Origin of the sequence: Liquorilactobacillus satsumensis DSM 16230 = JCM 12392 (assembly GCF_001435195.1) — a bacterium.
GTDB lineage: Bacteria > Bacillota > Bacilli > Lactobacillales > Lactobacillaceae > Liquorilactobacillus > Liquorilactobacillus satsumensis.
Window position 1 is genome coordinate 80,037 of sequence record NZ_AZFQ01000036.1, and the last position, 15,055, is coordinate 95,091.

Genomic DNA, 15,055 nt, shown 5'->3' on the forward strand with positions numbered 1-15,055 from the left:
AAATTTTGTTAAAAGGTAGTGCATAGTTTTTGAAAATGTCCTTTGCTAAAGGACAAAAATATGTAAGCGTTATCTTTAATGCTTGTTACAATATAAATTGTAGAAAGGAGCATGGCAATGACTATTGAATATAGACAAGCTCTAATTAATTATTTGTTGAAGCATCGTGATTTCAGCTCAGGATCTGAATTGTCTGCCGTGTTGAATGTTTCTATCAAGACTATTTCTCGAACAGCAAAACGAATAAATAGTCAATCTGTAAATAGACCAATTATAGAGTCAAAGAAGGGACGTGGCTACCGGTTAAATTATCAGAACTATCTTGAACAAAGTACTCAAGTGAAAAAATTTGTCAACGTAAGTCATCTAACATCAGTTGAGAGACGCGCTGCAATCCTTAAACGCCTCTTGGTTGCTGCACCGCAGAAACATCAATTAAGCAGTGTTTTTGGAAAGTTTTATGTCAGTGATTCTGTAATTTCATCCGATTTGAAAATTTTACGAAAAATGTTGCATAAGTATAATCTACAGTTAAAACGGCGTAACGAATATATTTGGATTGAAGGGAAGGAAACAGAGATTCGAAGAGCTATTAATGATTTACTGGTCACTGATGACGTTATTAGTATTAGTCACTTCCTACAATCTAATCAGCTTATACAGCAACAAGATGTATCTTTTGTTATGCGCCAATTGAGGTTAATAGAAGAGCAAATGAATTCGGAGATACCATATCCGTATAATGTGAATTTATTCTCTCACTTATATATTTTAATCGAACGATATCATAATGTAGGTTCTTTAATTGGGAAAAAATTTGAATTGCAGCTTGATGAGAAAGCAAAATTACGGCAACATTCCAAGGAAACAAAACTTTGTAAAGAGGTGATTTGCAATTTAAATACTTATTTGAATACTCAGTTACCCAAAATTGAGATTTATTACCTTTATCAATATTTGACTTCTTCTCGAGTAGATAATATACGGATAGACAGAAATGAGATTTCAAAACAAGTACGGGAAATTACAAATTGTCTAATCAAAAAAGTGACAGAAAACCAACAGTACATGCACATCAATAATCAAAAACTTTTTACTAGTTTAGCTAAGCACATGAAACCACTGTTAAATAGGTTAACCAATAATATTAAGGTGAAAAACAATTTGTTGGAACAAATAAAGCTTGAGTATCCACGGTTATTCGAAGTAGTTAAAAATGCGAGTGCTTATTTAACAAAAAAGTACTTATTGAACCCAATAGATGAGAATGAAGTTGGTTTTATAACTGTTTATTTTGCACAGGCTGCAGAGAACATGCGACCGCCAATTAATATTATGGTGGTTTGTACAACCGGATTTGGGACTGCACAGTTATTAAGGGCCAAAATTGAAAAAAGGTTTTCAGAACTGAATATCGTGAAGCTAGTCGCTGGAAGAGTTCTAAATGTTGAAGTTGAAAAACATCCTGAAGTTGATTTGGTAGTTTCAACGATAAAATTACCAAGTAATATTGAAATACCAAATTTAGTAGTTAGCGCAATGTTTACAATGAAAGACCAGGAATGTTTAGAACAGGAGGTTGATCATATTCGAAGGGAAATGATGACTCAGTGAAAAAAATAATTCTGTGGGAACCCTCGTTTACTGTTTTAAACAAGGCATCTTTGCTTGAGGCAATAACTGACTATTTAGTAAAGCACGGTTTGATTAAAGATCAAAAAGAGGCAATTATTGCAATTAATAAACGTGAAATTTTGGGGAGTACGCTAATTGCGCCGAATTTAGCGATACCGCATCTAAAAAGCTATGCTATTCGAGAGGCTGCTTTAATTTTTGTGAAATTGCAGAATACACTGACAGATTGGCAAAAGGATTCTCAAGTTGAACGTTTTATTTTTACTATAGTACCCGAAAAATGTCCAGTAGCAGATTTAAAAATGCTTAAATATTTCTATATTAAATTGGCAGATGATAAAAAAATGGAGATATTTAGTCATGGCAGTCAAAAAGAGATTCAAAAAATACTATAAGCAGAAGGAGAGTTTGTTATGAGTCCAACATCTTTAGGGAGCATTTTAGATCGAAAGACAATCATTACTGATTTGAAAGCGGATACGAAATATGACGTTATCAAAGAGCTAGCAAAAAAATTTTTTGAGCAAAATTATATTGATTCTATTGATGAATTTGTTGAAGCTGTTTACGAAAGAGAAGGAGAAGGTGCAACGGGGATTGGCAATGGTGTAGCTATTCCGCATGGTAAAAGTACTACTGTGAAAAGAAGTGGGGTAGCCATTGCGATTTTAGAGCACGAAATTAAATGGGAATCATTAGATGATACTGGTGCTAAAGTGGTCGTTCTTTTTGATGTTGGTAATGACAGTGAAGGGGCAAAAAAACATTTGCATACATTGTCATTATTCGCTCGCAAATTAGGTAAAAGTGAGGTAATTGATTCTTTGTTAAATTCTAAGACAGTTGATGATGTTATTAAAGCTTTTGATGAATAAAGATACTGGAGGAATTAAATATGAAAATTGTTGGAGTATCAGCATGCACGGTTGGGATAGCTCATACCTATCTAGCGCAACAAAAAATGGAAGATGCGGCAAAAAAACTAGGTGATGAAATAAAAATTGAAACTCAAGGAACGATTGGGATCGAGAATAAATTATCGGCTAATGATATCAAGGAAGCTGATATTGTAATTTTGGCGATTGATGTCAAGATATCCGGTGAAGAACGCTTTGAGAATAAGAAAAAGGTTAAGGTCTCAACTGAAACAGCTATTAAATCTCCAAATAAGTTAATTGCTAAGCTTCATGAAATTGCTGGCAAACAAATTTTGAATGGTAAAGCTAGGGGGTAATACTAATGAAAGCTTTTTTAAAAAAGGCAAATTTTAAAGGGCATCTACTAACAGCTATTTCATATTTAATTCCAATTGTTTGTGGTGCAGGATTTATTATTGCAATCGGTATGGCACTAGGCGGGAAAAGCCAAGATTCGTTAGTAATTGGGAAATTTAACTTATTTCAAGCTATGGCAACTCTTGGTGGTAACGCATTGGGATTATTACCAGTGATTATTGCAACGGGAATTGCTTTCTCTATTGCAGGAAAGCCTGGGATTGCACCTGGATTTGTAACTGGATTAGCTGCAAATTCAATTAGTGCAGGTTTTATTGGAGGAATTATTGGAGGTTATATAGCTGGTTGGCTAGCCTTTGCAATTTTAAAATATTTTAAGGTGCCTAGTTGGGCAAAAGGATTAATGCCGACTTTGATTGTCCCCTTTTTAGCTTCCTTGGTGAGTGGATTAATTATGGTATACATTGTTGGAACACCAGTATCCTGGTTTACAGAATGGTTAACAGGGTTACTAAAAAGTTTGAATGGTACTTCTAATTTATTATTTGGAGCAGTTTTAGGTGTTTTAAGTATTGTTGATTTTGGAGGGCCGATTAATAAAACAGTTTTTGCTTTTGCATTAACATTGCAGGCGCAAGGAATTAATGGTCCAGTTACAGCCTTGCAACTTACAAATACTGCTACACCGATTGGTTTTGGATTCGCTTTTCTAGTTGCTAAAGCATTGCGTAAAAATATTTACACGCACGAAGAAATTGAAACACTGAAGTCAACTGTTCCGATGGGTGTGGTTAACATTGTTGAGGGATCTATTCCAATTGTAATGAACGACATTGTTCGTGGAATTTTTGCTGCGGGCCTTGGTGGAATGTGTGAAGGTGCAATCTTAATGTCCATGACACAAGGAGAAGGCGCAACAGTCCCATTTGGCGGATTTCTGATGTTGCCAACGATGGGCAGGAATTGGTGGGTAGGCCTTCTAGCAATTATGGCTAACGTCATTGTAACAGGAATTGTCTATGCATTGATTAAAAAGGATATTCCAGCGGATGCAACAGAAAATCAAAAACAAGTAACAGAAGAAGATATTAATTTGGATGATATTCAAGTTATGTAGCTGATAAGAAGGGAGCGATTGCAGAATGACAGAAAGTATTCAAGTGTCACCATCACTAATGACAATGGATCTAGATCATTTTAAGGAACAAATTAAATTTTTAAATGGTAAGGTTAGTTTCTACCATATAGATATAATGGATGGTCACTTTGTGCCAAACATTACGTTATCTCCGTGGTTCATTGAGCAGGTGCGAAAAATATCTGATGTACCAATGTCAGCTCATTTAATGGTTACAAATCCATCATTTTGGGTTCAACAATTAATTGCAAGTAAATGTGAAATGATTTGTATGCATGCTGAAGTGATAAATGGAGTTGCCTTTCGCTTAATAGACCAAATTCATGAAGCGGGACTAAAAGTTGGTGTGGTTTTAAACCCAGAAACATCAATTGAAACGTTATTACCATATATTGATCTTCTCGATAAAGTAACTGTTATGACTGTCGATCCAGGTTTTGCAGGTCAAAGATTCTTAAAAATTTGTCTTAATAAAATTGTTGAATTACGTAGATTACGCGAAAATAACAATTATAAGTACAGTATTGAAATTGATGGTTCTACTAATTTAAAACACTGGAAAATGCTTGCAGATGTTAAACCGGATATTTATATTATTGGTCGTAGTGGACTATTTGGATTAGCTGACAATATTGAAGATTGCTGGAATCAAATGATTAAAGAGTATGAAGAATCGACCGGATTATTCTTTAGTAACAGTGCAAATGCTACGAACAGTTAAACGCTAAAAATGTGTGAGCTTACCAATATTTTTTCATTATAAAAATAAACCATTTAAGAGGGAATTAATTATGTTTGATAAAACCGATAAATTATCAGTTAACGCAATTCGAATGTTGAGTATCGATACAGTTGAAAACGCTAACTCTGGTCATCCTGGGTTGCCATTAGGAGCTGCTCCGATGGCATATACTTTATGGACTAGACATCTTAAGATTGATCCGAAGAATTCAAAGTGGTTAGATCGCGATCGTTTCGTATTATCTGCAGGGCATGGTTCGGCGATGCTATATAGCTTACTCCATCTATCCGGATACCAAGTCTCACTTGATTCTTTACAGCATTTTAGAAAAGAGGGAAGTGTTACCCCAGGACATCCAGAATACGGATTAACTGATGGTGTTGAAGCTACAACAGGACCATTGGGACAGGGCCTAGGGATGGCTGTCGGAATGGCAATGGCAGAAAAACATTTAGCTGCAATGTATAACAAGCCAAAGTTTAAAATCATTGATCATTATACCTACAGTTTAGTTAGTGATGGCGATTTAATGGAAGGAATTTCACATGAGGTTGCTAGTTTAGCTGGACATTTAAATTTAGGGAAATTAATTGTCTTGTATGATTCAAATAACATTTCTTTGGACGGTCCGACTGACATGGCATTTGATGAGGACATTCAAAAGAGATTTAAAGGCTATGGTTGGCAATATTTAAAAGTTGCTGATGGTAATAAACTTGAAAGTATTGATCAAGCACTTAGTGAGGCTAAGGAAAACACGCAGCAGCCGACAATCATTGAAATTAAGACAATAATTGGTTATGGAGCACCAAAACAAGGTACGAATAAAGTTCACGGTAATCCTTTAGGAAAAGAAAGTGTTGCAGTTGCTCGTAAATTCTATCATTGGAGCTATGCACCCTTTGAAATTCCAGCAGAAGTTTATAGTCGTTTTCGCGAGTTAGTTGTAAAAAATGGAGAAGTTCATTACCAGAAATGGCAAGCAGTCTTTGATAAGTATCAGAAAGAATACCCAGAGCTAGCACATCAATTCCGTACAAGTTTTGCCAATGAAGTCAACGAAGAATGGTCTCAAAAAGTTCCAGTGTATACTGCTGAGCAACAACTTACTGAAGCTAGTCGTGCTACGGGTCATAAAGTTATTTCTGCTATCTCAAAATGTAATCCTCACTTTTGGGGAGGTTCAGCAGATTTATTCTCATCAAATAAGACTGATGCTGAAGATAGTCAGGCTTTTGAACCTGAGAATCCACGCGGTCGCAATATTTGGTTTGGTGTACGTGAGTTTGGGCAAGCTGCAGTTCTAAATGGAATTGCTCTTCATGGAGGTAGCAAAGTTTATGGAAGCACGTTCTTCGTCTTTTCCGATTATCTTAGAGGAGCTTTACGGTTGTCCGCTTTACAAGGATTGCCTGTAACCTATGTTTTTACACATGATTCGATTGCGGTTGGAGAAGATGGACCTACCCATGAACCAATAGAGCATCTGATGAACATGCGGGCGATTCCAAATGTTAATGTAATTCGACCAGCAGATGCCAACGAAGTAATTGGGGCTTGGAAAGTTGCTTTAGCATCTAAAAAAACTCCGACTGTACTGGTTCTTTCACGACAAAATTTACCAGTTTTACCTGGCACAGATCGCTTAGCTGCTGAAGGTGTTAAGCGAGGAGCGTATGTTATCTCACATAGTCAAAAAGCGATTCCGGCGGGGATCTTAATTGCAACAGGCTCGGAAGTTCAGCTTGCCCTCGCGGCACAGTCAAAATTATTAGAAAATGAGATTGATGTTTCAGTTGTGTCGATGCCTTCTTTTGAATTATTTGAACACCAGAGTCAAAGTTATCAAGAGTCAGTCCTTCCCAACGCTGTTGATGCTAGAATGTCACTAGAAATGGGAGCTACTTTGGGCTGGGAAAGGTATGTTGGCAGAAAAGGATTGGCACTAGGAATTGACAGATTTGGTGCCAGCGGTGACGGCACTGAAATCATTAACCATTATGGTTTCACAGTTGACAATGTCGTGCAGTTATTTGAAAAACATTTAAAACGTAACTATGTATCTCAAGGAGGCAGCATTAATGACTAATGTAAAAATTAAGATTTATTCCGATGGTGCGGACATTAAAGATATGCGCACAGTTGCTAAAAATGAGTTTGTCTCAGGTTTTACTACAAATCCCTCGCTGATGAAAAAAGCTGGGATTACAGATTATCAGTCTTTTGCCAGGAAAGTGGTTGCTGAGTTTCCAAAATATTCAATCTCATTTGAGGTTTTTAGCAATGATGAAGCAACGATGTTACAGGAAGCCGAATTATTGCATTTGCTAGGCAAAAATGTTTATGTGAAGATTCCAATAATCACAATTTCTGGTAAAAGCACTGCACCGCTTATTCAGAAACTTTCCAATAAAGGAATTTCACTTAATATAACAGCTATTACAACTATGGCACAAGTCAAAGAGGCGCTAACTGCCTTTGCACCAGAAACTCAAAACATCATTTCAATTTTTGTGGGTAGAATAGCAGATGCTGGAAATGATCCGACAGAATTTGTCCAACAAAGTGTGGCTGCAGTTAAGCAACATCCAGAAGCTGAATTACTATGGGCGAGTACAAGAGAGGTTGCTAATGTTTTTCAGGCACAGAAACTGGGTGTGGATATCATTACAGTCCCACCAACAATTATTGCAAAATTAAGTCAGATTGGGAAATCCGCACAGCAGGTTTCGATGGATACTGTGTTAGGTTTTGAAAAGGATATTAAAGCTTCTGGATTAAGCATTCTCTAATAGATAATCCAAAGTTAGATTTAGTTTAAAGTGCTGATCGAATTCAGTGTTTTGAACTGAATCTTTTTGGCTATTACTGAGAATAGTGAGATTACAGCTAGTACTATGTGATAACGTAAAAGATTAATTCATAAAACTTGTATTTTTAGCCTTCCAATCTTCGAGTTTTATTCCAACCCAAAAAAGATAAATTCCAAGAGTTATGATGCTTAATAATAACCATTTAATCCAGTTACCAAACAAGCCAACGGCAGAACCGTGAAAATGCATTCGGTGGCCAGCAATAACTGTATGATTGATTTTCCAACCATAAACTAAACATAGCGCCCACGGATAGCAAATCCCCAAAGTACAGGTGGTCAAAATAATCCCCAAGAGATTCCAGCCAATATAAGAGAATAGTCCGCCATCAAAAAATGAGTTTCGACCATGTTTGATTTCCATAATTAAATTCCTCCTCCAAGCACAGCTTTTAAAGTCTTCAGAGTTTGGACTGGTTAATCCCAAGATAGTAGATGAGCCTCTTTAATGCTGCTGTTTAGGCTGCGTTACTGTAATCAAAAAGCTGCGACGAGCTGGAATCAATCCAGATTTGCCACAGCTTAATTTTAGCAATTAGCTTTGTTTATTCAAATATTTCTACAGTGTCAACTTTTGACCAACGTAAATGTAATCTTCATTGCTGATTCCATTTGCTGTCACTAACTTGCTGACGGTTGTACCATTTGCGGCTGCAATTGCACTTAATGTGTCACCTGACTTAACAGTATAACTTCCACTGGTAGTAGATGATGATGTTGAGCTGTTATTAGAACTCGAACTGCTATTAGAGCTTGAACCTGAAACAGTTAGCTGCTGTCCCACATAGAGATAGTTCGTATTACTGATACTGTTTAAGGATGCGAGCTTGCTGACAGTCGTGTTATATGTGTTAGCAATAGCAGTCAATGTATCACCGGATTTAACTGTATAAGTTCCATTATTGGAGGACGTCGCTGAACTATTCGAAGTTTTTGATGAACTCGACGAACTGGAACTCGAACTTGAACCTGAAACCGTCAGCTTTTGTCCGACATAGAGGTAGTTGGTGTTACTGATACTATTCAATGAAGCTAACTTGCTGACAGTGGTCCCATATGTTGAGGCAATTCCGCTCAACGTATCACCGGATTTGACTGTATAAGTCGTGCCAGTACTATTCGAGGAACTAGTTGTAGTTGCTGAATTAGTTGAACTCGAACTACTTGTACTCGATCCAGAAACAGTCAATTCTTCTCCGATATAAATATAATTAGTATTGCTAATACTGTTCAACGAAGCGATTTTGCTAACTGTCGTCCCATATGTCTTAGCAATTGAAGTCAACGTATCGCCAGATTTCACCGTGTAGGTCTTCTTGCTAGTGGATGAGGTTGACGAACTGCTTGAATTGGAAGAACTGGAGCTGCTCGATGCAACAGTCAATTTCTGTCCCACGTAGATATAATTAGCATTGCTGATACTGTTGAGTGAAACGAGTTTGCTGACAGTTGTGTCGTATGTGTTAGCGATTGAACTCAGGGTATCGCCAGATTTCACCGTATAAGTATTGCTGGAAGAAGTCGACGAATTGCTGCTTGAACTGTTAGCGCTGGAACTGCTTGCACTTGAAACCAGCAATTCTTGTCCCACATAGATAAAGTTAGCATTACTGATATTATTAAGTGTTACTAAACGACTAACGGTAGTACTGTAGTTGTCAGCAATTCCACTCAACGTATCGCCAGATTGAACGGTATAATAAGTATTTGTGGTAGAGCCGCTACTGCTTTTAGAATCACTGTCAGAGTCACTGTCAGAACTGCTATCGACGTCTACACCGCTATACTTAAAGGCTAATTCATCCCAGGCAGTTAAATCATAAGTTTCAATAATAGATTCCAATTTGGAGGTATAGCTAATATCAGTTGCATAACCATCTTCATAAATCTTAGTGGCTGCAGTGCTTGAATTGGTTTCACCAACCAGATTACTGTAACGGGAACTTTCAGCTAGCAATTCGGCATGATCGGTGATGCTTTGACTATCATTATCATAAGCTCTGAAGGTTGAATTAACCGTATGATAACTGCCATCATAGTATTCTTCTGTTTGTAACGTAACGGTTTTGCCGGTCCAAGAAGTTCCAGACTTAATGCCAAACAGATTATGATATTCACTGGCTAAACTAGATGTTCCCCAGCCACTTTCCAGAATTGCTTGAGCTGCTGTCAAAGAAGGTAAGATTTTATATTTGGTCCAGCTTTCAATTGCGCCGTCCAAGATTTGATTTAAGAAGGTGGACACCTTGGTGCTGTATTCAGCAGTATTTTGTTTTTTAAGGGCAGCAATTTTGGCTTCTAACTCAGCTTCAGTAATTGTGGTCGTAGAAGTAGAAGCAGTTGTTGAAGAACTGGCTGCAGTGACGCTGCTTGCAGTACTTGACTTAACAGTCGCTGAACTTGTCTTAGCACTGGATGCAGAACTTGCTGCAGCCGAACTTTCTTTAGCAGAAGAGCTACTGCTTGCTACAGAAGAACTACTGCTTGCTACAGAAGAACTACTTGCAGCTGAACTTTCTTTAGTAGATGAACTACTGCTTGCTACAGAAGAACTACTTGCAGCTGAGCTTTCTTTGGCAGAGCTGCTTGAATCTGCTGCAACAGAAGAGCTAGTAGCGGTGGAACTTTCTTTAGCAGCAGAACTACTGTTTGAAGAAGAACTATCTGCAACTGAACTGCTTGATGCTGAATCTTTTGTGCTAGTAGAAGCAGCCGCAGTTGAGCTGGTTGAACTGGCATTAGTTGAAGAAGTTGTTGCTGCAGCGGTGACAGTTGAACTATCAGCTGAGGAAGCTTTTTCACTAGCTGAACTTGACGTTGTCGCACTTGAACTGTCCTTGGTTGAAGAGGTTGTTGCTGCAGCAGTGACAGCTGAACTATCAGCCGCTTCACTAGACGAACTGCTGGTAGCAGTGGAACTTTCTTTAGTAGACGAACTACTGCTTGCTACAGAAGAGCTGCTTGCAGCTGAGCTTTCTTTGGTTGAAGAGCTGCTGGCAGAACTGCTTGAGTCTGCAGCAGATGAAGATGAGGCCTTTTGAGATGAAGTATCACTCTCAATCTTTGCTTCACTTGCAAGTGCCGTTGAGACCGGTTTCAACTGGACCCCAACAACGAATGATGACACTGCAATTGTACTGTAAAGCCAGAATTTTCCGGCTTTGTACATTTTATAATGCAGCTTTTCTTCATTATGTTTATGCATAAAAATAACCTCCTAGATTGTGTTTTCCCCAATATAAATGTCTCCCTGCAGCTATAATAGCATAATCACAAATTACATATCTTAATAAATAATGAATGTAATCTTAATGTAATATTAAACCAGTGTTCGTACTCGAAAAAGGCCTACCTGACAATTCGATTCCCAATATTTAAGTAGTGTTTTTCAAGTGCTTCCATAAACTTTGCTGTATTCTGATGAGAATTATTATAAAGGTCGATTTCATTTAAAAAAGTAATGAAGTCCATCGGCTTCAATCGATATTCGATTTGTTCCTGCGTCAGGATATTTTTCTTTAAGATTTGGCGATGATTGGCATCTGTGAAAAGTGCGAAAGATTGTATATTTGCAATCAGTTCATAGTTGTCCATCTGGATCCTTCTTTCTAAATAGGAAGTTAATCCTTGAATTTTAACAAAAGCTACTCTTTATTTTAAAATGGATAATTAAAAGATAAAAGTATATGTACTCGGGAAGACTTGCGGTAATCGGTGCTACGCTACAGCTTGGGATCTCCAGGTAATCGCAAAAGATGGGGCTTTTCATAGAAAAATCCTTGGCGTAGCGGTAAACCGAGCTCATTTAAGAGTTCATCATCGGCAGTGCTTTCGATTCCTTCGACGATCAAACGCAAATGATAGGTGCGTGCGACTTTTCGCCAAAATAACAATTGGCCAGGAATCTCAGCGAGACGGTTTTCTTTGCGCAGATTTTGTAGTGGAAACTTGATCTCGGCAGCGCACGGCAAAAGTGGCTCAATCCTTTGATAAACGTTCTCTCCAGTGCTGACATCATCAATACTCAGTTCGATGCCAAACTCTAAGAAACGTTGGGCATACTTTTTTACGGTATCTAGGTTAATCCGCGGGACACCGGCATCTTCTGTGAGTTCAACCACAAGGGTCAGGGGGTAGATGTGTTTTTGCGTTTCTATCAAAGCTTGTGCCATCGTTTCGTCTACAAATTGATTTTGGTTAAGATTAAAAGAGATAGAGTCTATTTTCAGTAATAAAACTGTGCCAATCTGCTTCAACAGTTCAATTTGTTTCACAATTGGAACAGAGGTGAAATCTTGTGGCAACTGCCATTTATTGTTATTATATTTACGAATTAACATTTCATAGCCAATCAGTGAATTAGTAAACATATTTTTTTGTGGTTGGATATAAAAGCGATACATAGCAACGATCCTCTCATGCGGTAAAATGCTAAAAAATATTACATTACCTATTATGAACTAAGGAGAGTCATTATGAAAGTAATAATCATCGGCTGCACTCATGCAGGCTTAGTTGCTGCACAAGAGATCTTGTCGACTCATCCTGAAACACAGCTTACTATATATGAAAGAAACAATAATTTTTCTTTTTCGACCGATGGCATTTTTTTATCCCTGAATAAACAAGTAAAAAAATTAGAAAATGTTTTTGTTTCTTCTCCGGATAAAATACGCAAATTAGGTGCTGTGGTCCGAGAAAATCACACAGTATTACGTGTAGACATGGAGCGCCATCAAGTACGTGCGGTTGATATGAAAAAGGGAAAAGTTTTGGTTGATCATTATGATAAACTGATCATTACGACGGGTGCTAATGTGCGTCTCCCAGCAATTGCAGGGATTGATAATCGACGTGTTTTATTGTGCAAAAATTATTTGCAGGCGAAGAATGTTTATGAGATGACTAAAGCCAATCGGCGAATTGCAATCGTGGGTGCAGGTTATGCAGGAGTTGAACTTGCGGAAAGCCTTGCTCAAAATGGTAATGAGGTTCAACTGTTCCAGGCGCAAAAGAGAGTTTTAAACAACTATTTCGATCCAGAGTCAGCAGATTTAGCAGTCAAATTGTTGCAAAAGCATGGCGTAACAGTCCATCTGAATACACATGTAAAAGAATTTGCAGATGCAGGTGCGACTACCATTCGGGTGACAACTGAGAGTGGTCAGTTTGTAGAAGAAATGGCGATTGTTTGTACGGGCTTCATTCCAAATACCAAGTTGTTTACCGGACAACTAAAAATGGAACGCCATGGTGCTTTAATCCTTAATGAATATTTGCAAACTTCTCACCCCGATGTTTATGCTGCTGGTGACTGTACCGCGGTCTACTTCAATCCACTGAAGCAAACTATTTACGCACCATTTGGAACTAATGCAGTCAGACAAGGATTGCTGGTCGCCCGGAATGTTTTCGGCAATTGTGAGCCGTACATGGGGACACAGTCAACTTCAGTGCTGCCATTATTTGGTTATCATTTTGCAACGACGGGCTTGACACTCGAAACTGCCAAGCGAGCTGGACTAAATGCGCTAAGAGCTGATTACAAGGGAATCTGGCGGCCACCATACATGCCCAAGACTGACCCAGTAACTGTTTCATTAGTGTATAATCGGGATAATCGAAAGATCCTAGGATTACAGCTACATAGCAAGCAAGATATTACGCAAGCGGTTAATACTGTTTCACTTGCGATTCAAAACAATAATACGATTGATGATCTAGCACTCGTTGATATGTTTTTTCAACCTAACTTCAGTCGACCGTTTAACTATCTTAATTTAGTAGCACAAAATGCAGTAACACAGGAACGCAAACACGGTTTTGGACAACCGCGTTATACGCATCTTTATTAGCACATTTAACATGAACGAACGCATCGTACATCGTAGACCATCCTAAAATTGTCAGGAACAACTGGCAATTCTAAGGTGGTCTTTTTTTATGGTCAAAGCTTGTTCAAGACTAGAAGTGATTATTTGAAATGGATAAAGGGACCGTTAGAAAATAAAAATTAATAGATGTCCTTATTATTTTATTAGATTTTTTAAAAAAGGTAGTATTATTTTCATTTAATTAATAGATGAATAAAAATTATAAATTAAAAATATATCTAATTTGTCACGCGGCATAAGTGCTTCGAAATTATTATCCAAGTTAAAATTGCCAAATGGCGGTAACAAAATAGGATGCCTTTTGATTAAGTATAAGGTAACTTTTAACAGCACTATTACCTATATAACAGTAAAAAGTTTCTAGAGGTTTCTGTTTGGCTTTTTAAAAATAGAAAGTGAACTGAATTTTATTTTCAAAAGTAGAACAGGCAACAGAAAATTATTATCATAATGATTGTAAGCTTATAATTATCTTTTTAATGATAAAATATAGTGTTTAAAAAAAATAAGATATAGGATATAATCGTTTGGGCGTTGTAAATAATAATTTAATAGTGGGCCCAGCGGGGGAGACAAATTTTGGCTAGTTATTTAGTAACAGGTGGTGCAGGGTTTATTGGTTCTAATTTGACAAAGAAACTCATTCAACAAGGGCACGATGTGTGTGTGGTTGATGATTTATCGATGGGTCAGATTACTAATTTGGAAAAAAATAATAACACTCACCTGCAATTCTATGAACATTCGATTACTGATAAGCAGTTTATGCAGAATTTACTATTAAAAAATAAATTTGATTATATCGTTCTTTTAGCAGCAGTTGCGAGTGTAGCTGACTCAATCGCACGTCCCTATGCGACACACAAGGTTAACCAAGAAGCTAATATTAATATTCTCGAAACTATTCGGAAATATCAGTTGCCAATCAAAAAACTGCTCTTTTCATCTTCAGCTGCGGTCTATGGGAACTTACCAGAACTCCCTAAGAGGGAAGATTCCAGGGTTGAACCGATGACGCCCTATGCAGTTGATAAATACGCCACAGAAAGATTTGTGCTGAATTATGGGCGTTTATATAATCTTCCGACCGTTGCGACTAGATTTTTTAATGTTTACGGGCCAAACCAAAATCCACGTTCCCCATATTCAGGTGTCCTTTCGATTATTTCCGAGTGCTTTAAAAACAAGCAGGAGTTTACTTTATTTGGTGACGGAAGTCAGGAACGTGATTTTATCTATGTTGAAGATGTGGTGGCGGCTCTGGAAATTTTGTTGCATTCTAAGGCTCAGCATGAGGTTTACAATGTTGCCACCGGACAGACAGTTACATTGCTTGGAGTGATTCGGCAAATGGAAAAGCTGATTGGATGCCAGCTGCAAATCACAAAAAAGCCGGCACGTGAAGGAGATATTCAGCGTTCTCAAGCAGACATAACTAAATTACGACGTCTTGGCTTTACAGCTCAAAATGATTTAGCAACCGGATTGAAAAAATATTTGCACTTTTCGCAATTAATCGAGCAGTGAACAGGAAGAGGA

15 protein-coding genes and 1 pseudogene are annotated in these 15,055 nt (G+C 37.6%); 11 read left to right on the forward strand and 5 right to left on the reverse strand.

Features of this window, described 5'->3' with window-relative positions; all coding sequences use genetic code 11:
• Positions 1 to 117 precede the first annotated feature (117 nt).
• The 8 genes from FD50_RS05285 to FD50_RS05320 all read left to right on the forward strand — a co-directional run bounded on the left by FD50_RS05285 (position 118) and on the right by FD50_RS05320 (position 7,542).
• Positions 118 to 1,614 (forward strand): BglG family transcription antiterminator, encoded by a 1,497-nt coding sequence (locus FD50_RS05285; RefSeq protein ID WP_054757579.1) that lies wholly within the window; start codon positions 118 to 120, stop codon positions 1,612 to 1,614.
• Positions 1,611 to 2,030 (forward strand): PTS sugar transporter subunit IIA, encoded by a 420-nt coding sequence (locus tag FD50_RS05290; RefSeq protein WP_054757580.1) that lies wholly within the window; start codon positions 1,611 to 1,613, stop codon positions 2,028 to 2,030. Before FD50_RS05285 ends, FD50_RS05290 begins: the two co-directional genes overlap by 4 nt.
• Before the next feature lie 18 nt (positions 2,031 to 2,048).
• Positions 2,049 to 2,510, forward strand: a complete 462-nt coding sequence (locus FD50_RS05295; protein WP_056960693.1) for a fructose PTS transporter subunit IIA — start codon at positions 2,049 to 2,051, stop codon at positions 2,508 to 2,510.
• Positions 2,511 to 2,530: 20 nt separating this feature from the next.
• The gene (locus FD50_RS05300) at positions 2,531 to 2,869 is read left to right on the forward strand and encodes a PTS fructose transporter subunit IIB (RefSeq protein WP_056960694.1); all 339 of its coding nucleotides are present in this window, start codon (positions 2,531 to 2,533) and stop codon (positions 2,867 to 2,869) included.
• A 5-nt stretch (positions 2,870 to 2,874) separates the two neighbouring features.
• Positions 2,875 to 3,987, forward strand: coding sequence for a PTS fructose transporter subunit IIC (locus tag FD50_RS05305; RefSeq protein WP_056960695.1), 1,113 nt, complete (start codon positions 2,875 to 2,877; stop codon positions 3,985 to 3,987).
• Between the two features lie 25 nt (positions 3,988 to 4,012).
• On the forward strand, positions 4,013 to 4,729 hold the full coding sequence (alsE, locus tag FD50_RS05310) for a D-allulose 6-phosphate 3-epimerase (RefSeq protein ID WP_056960696.1): 717 nt from the start codon (positions 4,013 to 4,015) through the stop codon (positions 4,727 to 4,729).
• A 70-nt stretch (positions 4,730 to 4,799) separates the two neighbouring features.
• Positions 4,800 to 6,839 (forward strand): transketolase, encoded by a 2,040-nt coding sequence (tkt, locus tag FD50_RS05315; protein WP_056960697.1) that lies wholly within the window; start codon positions 4,800 to 4,802, stop codon positions 6,837 to 6,839.
• On the forward strand, positions 6,832 to 7,542 hold the full coding sequence (locus tag FD50_RS05320; RefSeq protein ID WP_056960698.1) for a transaldolase: 711 nt from the start codon (positions 6,832 to 6,834) through the stop codon (positions 7,540 to 7,542). The genes tkt and FD50_RS05320 overlap by 8 nt, the downstream gene beginning before the upstream one ends.
• 123 nt (positions 7,543 to 7,665) lie before the next feature.
• On the opposite strand, the gene FD50_RS05325 is transcribed toward FD50_RS05320, so the two are convergent.
• Together FD50_RS05325 and FD50_RS12910 are read right to left on the reverse strand one after the other, a co-directional pair.
• Positions 7,666 to 7,986 carry a DUF898 family protein gene (locus FD50_RS05325; RefSeq protein ID WP_056960699.1) on the reverse strand — a complete coding sequence of 107 codons (321 nt, stop codon included), beginning with the start codon at positions 7,984 to 7,986 and terminating at the stop codon, positions 7,666 to 7,668.
• Between the two features lie 195 nt (positions 7,987 to 8,181).
• Positions 8,182 to 9,867: a LysM peptidoglycan-binding domain-containing protein gene (locus FD50_RS12910; RefSeq protein ID WP_228889297.1), complete on the reverse strand. Its 1,686-nt coding sequence runs from the start codon at positions 9,865 to 9,867 to the stop codon at positions 8,182 to 8,184.
• Between the two features lie 4 nt (positions 9,868 to 9,871).
• Between FD50_RS12910 and FD50_RS12915 the strand changes: the two genes are divergently transcribed.
• Positions 9,872 to 10,663 carry a hypothetical protein gene (locus FD50_RS12915; protein WP_228889298.1) on the forward strand — a complete coding sequence of 264 codons (792 nt, stop codon included), beginning with the start codon at positions 9,872 to 9,874 and terminating at the stop codon, positions 10,661 to 10,663.
• Between the two features lie 44 nt (positions 10,664 to 10,707).
• Here the strand turns inward: FD50_RS12915 and FD50_RS12990 are convergent.
• The 3 genes and pseudogenes from FD50_RS12990 to FD50_RS05345 form a co-directional block, all read right to left on the reverse strand.
• Positions 10,708 to 10,827, reverse strand: a pseudogene (locus FD50_RS12990) (KxYKxGKxW signal peptide domain-containing protein); the annotation flags it as partial.
• 143 nt (positions 10,828 to 10,970) lie between these two features.
• Positions 10,971 to 11,216 (reverse strand): hypothetical protein, encoded by a 246-nt coding sequence (locus FD50_RS05340; RefSeq protein ID WP_054757585.1) that lies wholly within the window; start codon positions 11,214 to 11,216, stop codon positions 10,971 to 10,973.
• A 128-nt stretch (positions 11,217 to 11,344) separates the two neighbouring features.
• Positions 11,345 to 12,025, reverse strand: coding sequence for an EAL domain-containing protein (locus tag FD50_RS05345; RefSeq protein ID WP_056960700.1), 681 nt, complete (start codon positions 12,023 to 12,025; stop codon positions 11,345 to 11,347).
• Between the two features lie 72 nt (positions 12,026 to 12,097).
• On the opposite strand from FD50_RS05345, the gene FD50_RS05350 reads away from it, so the two are divergent.
• Together FD50_RS05350 and FD50_RS05355 are read left to right on the forward strand one after the other, a co-directional pair.
• Positions 12,098 to 13,477: an FAD-dependent oxidoreductase gene (locus FD50_RS05350; RefSeq protein ID WP_056960701.1), complete on the forward strand. Its 1,380-nt coding sequence runs from the start codon at positions 12,098 to 12,100 to the stop codon at positions 13,475 to 13,477.
• A gap of 618 nt (positions 13,478 to 14,095) precedes the next feature.
• Positions 14,096 to 15,043: a GDP-mannose 4,6-dehydratase gene (locus tag FD50_RS05355; protein ID WP_056960702.1), complete on the forward strand. Its 948-nt coding sequence runs from the start codon at positions 14,096 to 14,098 to the stop codon at positions 15,041 to 15,043.
• Positions 15,044 to 15,055: the final 12 nt, after the last annotated feature.

Excerpts from the sequence above, each read along its gene's own strand:
- FD50_RS05340 (WP_054757585.1), bottom strand. The coding sequence starts at position 11,216 with ATGGACAACTATGAACTGATTGCAAATATACAATCTTTCGCACTTTTC.
- FD50_RS05350 (WP_056960701.1), top strand. The coding sequence starts at position 12,098 with ATGAAAGTAATAATCATCGGCTGCACTCATGCAGGCTTAGTTGCTGCA.
- FD50_RS05305 (WP_056960695.1), top strand. The coding sequence starts at position 2,875 with ATGAAAGCTTTTTTAAAAAAGGCAAATTTTAAAGGGCATCTACTAACA.
- FD50_RS05320 (WP_056960698.1), top strand. The coding sequence starts at position 6,832 with ATGACTAATGTAAAAATTAAGATTTATTCCGATGGTGCGGACATTAAA.
- FD50_RS05325 (WP_056960699.1), bottom strand. The coding sequence starts at position 7,986 with ATGGAAATCAAACATGGTCGAAACTCATTTTTTGATGGCGGACTATTC.
- FD50_RS05345 (WP_056960700.1), bottom strand. The coding sequence starts at position 12,025 with ATGTATCGCTTTTATATCCAACCACAAAAAAATATGTTTACTAATTCA.
- FD50_RS05285 (WP_054757579.1), top strand. The coding sequence starts at position 118 with ATGACTATTGAATATAGACAAGCTCTAATTAATTATTTGTTGAAGCAT.
- FD50_RS05300 (WP_056960694.1), top strand. The coding sequence starts at position 2,531 with ATGAAAATTGTTGGAGTATCAGCATGCACGGTTGGGATAGCTCATACC.
- tkt (WP_056960697.1), top strand. The coding sequence starts at position 4,800 with ATGTTTGATAAAACCGATAAATTATCAGTTAACGCAATTCGAATGTTG.
- FD50_RS05295 (WP_056960693.1), top strand. The coding sequence starts at position 2,049 with ATGAGTCCAACATCTTTAGGGAGCATTTTAGATCGAAAGACAATCATT.
- alsE (WP_056960696.1), top strand. The coding sequence starts at position 4,013 with ATGACAGAAAGTATTCAAGTGTCACCATCACTAATGACAATGGATCTA.